Origin of the sequence: Methylobacterium sp. E-046, assembly GCF_022829625.1 — a bacterium.
In the GTDB taxonomy this organism is placed as follows: domain Bacteria; phylum Pseudomonadota; class Alphaproteobacteria; order Rhizobiales; family Beijerinckiaceae; genus Methylobacterium; species Methylobacterium longum.
Window position 1 is genome coordinate 1 of sequence record NZ_JAKSYP010000240.1, and the last position, 2,309, is coordinate 2,309.

General features: G+C 67.6%; 1 protein-coding gene and 1 pseudogene. Both read right to left on the bottom strand.

Annotation, left to right across the window (positions count from 1 at the left end; genetic code table 11):
• Positions 1 to 118 precede the first annotated feature (118 nt).
• Complete coding sequence (gene istB, locus MKK82_RS25770; RefSeq protein ID WP_279603290.1) at positions 119 to 853, bottom strand: IS21-like element helper ATPase IstB; 735 nt, start codon at positions 851 to 853, stop codon at positions 119 to 121.
• Positions 854 to 855: 2 nt separating this feature from the next.
• A pseudogene (gene istA, locus MKK82_RS25775) lies at positions 856 to 2,304 on the bottom strand (IS21 family transposase); the annotation flags it as partial.
• Positions 2,305 to 2,309 lie beyond the last annotated feature (5 nt).

Below are 2,309 nucleotides of genomic sequence, written 5' to 3' on the forward strand. Positions count from 1 at the left end.
TGTCAAAAGGCGTTGGAACGGGACCCCGGATCGGCATGCAATTGGGACCCCTTCGCAAGCTAGGTGCGGTGCGGCTGAGCTGATCCGACGTCCAGCTTTCGCGGCGTAGGCGCTGGCCTCAGACGCGGTTCTTGAAGCGCCAGCTCTCATTGCCGGTCTCGACGATCTCACAGTGATGGGTGAGCCGGTCGAGCAGCGCCGTGGTCATCTTGGCGTCGCTGGCGAACACGCTCGGCCACTCGCCGAAGGCAAGATTGGTGGTCACCACGATCGAGGTGGTCTCGTAGAGCTTGCTGATCAGATGGAACAGCAACTGGCCGCCTGACTGCGCAAACGGCAGGTAGCCGAGTTCGTCCAGCACCACGAAGTCGAGCCGCATGAGATGGTCGGCGATGCGGCCCTGCCGGCCGGCACGCGCCTCGGCTTCGAGCCGGTTGACGAGGTCGACCACGTTGTAGAACCGGCCTCGCTTCCCGTCCCGGATACACGCTCGCACGATGGCGATGGCGAGGTGGGTCTTGCCGGTGCCGGTGCCGCCGACCAGCACGACGTTGCGCTGATGGGCCAGGAACTCGCCGCCAGCGAGGTCGCGCACCAGCCCCTCGTTGACCGGCGTGTCGGTGAAGGCGAACTCGGCGATGTCCTTGGCCAGGGGCAGCTTGGCGATCGTCATCTGGTAGCGGATCGAGCGCGCCTGCTTCTCGCTGATCTCGGCCTGGAGCAGGTCGCCGACGACCTGCTGCGGCTCGTGGGTGCGCTTGAGCGCAACCTTGATGATCTCGTCGTAGGCCGCTTTCATCCCGAACAGCTTCAGCTCGCCCATGGTGGCGAGGATGTCCTGACGTTCCATCATGGGGCTCTCCTCAGGCTGTCGTAGCGGGCACAATCGGCGACCGGCTCATGGCGCAGCCGCAGGCTCTCAGGCGTCAGGATGGTGACCGGGGCGGTGGGCTCGCGCTGACGGGCGAGGATGTTGAGCACGACATCGGCCGAGTGCACGCCCTCACGCAGCGCCTCGGCGCAGGCCGCCTCGACCGCGCTCAGCCCGTCGCGCAGCACGGCGGTGAGGATCTCGACCATCTGCCGGTCGCCGTCGGCAGAGCCGGCGAGCTTGCGTCGGATCCGGTCGAGGGCGGCAGGCAGAACCCAGTCCTTGAACGGCGCGCCGTTCCTGAGCGCACCAGGCTTGCGGGCGAGCACGGGGACGTAGTGCCAGGGATCGAACACCGTCTGGTTGCGACCGAAGCCGCGGGCATGCTCGCCGACGACGCGTCCGTCCTGACGGATCTCCACGCGCTCAGCATAGGCGCGCACTTCGACCGGCCGCCCGAGGGCGGAGGCCATGACCGAGTACCGGTTGTTGTCGAAGCGAACCAAGCAGGTCGAGGACACGGCCGCCGGCACGGCGTGGAAGCCGTCGAAGCGACCGGCATAGGGGACCAAGGCTGCCCGCTCGGCCTCGAAGGCCTGCCACACGGTCCGGTCGGGCTGCTCGGGATGCGGGTGGGCCTTGGCGTAGGCGATCACCCCATCGAGCAGCAGGGCGTTCAGCTCGTCGTAGCTCCGCACCCGGATGCGCGGCGTGAACAGGCGCTCGCGCACCAGCCCGACCTGGTTCTCGACCTGCCCCTTCTCCCAGCCCGAGGCCGGTGTGCAGGCCACCGGCTCGACGAGGTAGTGCGAGCACATCTGCAGGAAGCGGCGATTGTAGGCGCGCTCGCGCCCGACGAAGATCGCGTCCACGGCGGTCTTCATGTTGTCGTAGATCCCGCGCTGGCAGGTGCCGCGGAAGAAGGCGAACGCCCGGTCGTGGGCGTCGAACACCATCTCCTGGCTCTCGCGGGGGTAGGCCCGCACGAACGGCATGCGCGAGTGGCACAGCCGGACGTGGGCGACCTTGATCTCCGTGGTCGTGCCGCCGATCAGCACCGTCTCGTGGCTCCAGTCGAACTGGTAGGCCTCGCCCGGCGCGAAGGAGAGCGGCACGAATGCCTGGGCCGTGACGGCGGTGCGCTCGCGCTTCCAGCCCTTGGCATAGCGGCGCACCGCGTCGTAGCCGCCCTCGTAGCCGAGTCCACGCAAGGCCTCGTAGACGCGCATCAGCGTCAGTCGCTCGCGCCGTGCCTTGCTGGCGTTCGCCAGGAGCATCCGATCGAACTCGTCCCGCCACGATCCAAGCTTCGGGGCAGGTTGGATGGCGCGGGTGTATTGGAACGCCGTCGCCTCGGAGCGGATGACCTTGCGCACAACCTTGCGCGAAACCCTCAGCTCCCGGCAGATCTGCTTGATCGGCTTCTGCTGCACGAAGT